Annotated in this window: 1 pseudogene; it reads right to left on the reverse strand. The window is 64.3% G+C overall.

The features are described from left to right. Positions 1-235, reverse strand: a pseudogene (locus ACVA58_RS28730) (hypothetical protein); the annotation flags it as partial.

Genomic DNA, 235 nt, shown 5'->3' on the forward strand with positions numbered 1-235 from the left:
GGGTGACCAAGTGGGCTGCCGCACCAAAGCCATAGATGCCGATTCGACGCGCATCTCCAGCCATGCGCAGCGTGCGATAGCCGATCAGGCCAGCGCACAGCAGCGGCGCCGCATGCGCATCGTCATACCGCTCTGGAATGGGCAGGCAGTATCGGGCATCGCAGACCACGTACTCGGCATAGCCGCCATCACGCGTGTAGCCCGTGAAGGCGGGGTGGTCACACAGGTTCTCGTG

The organism is Photobacterium sp. DNB22_13_2 (genome assembly GCF_052873915.1).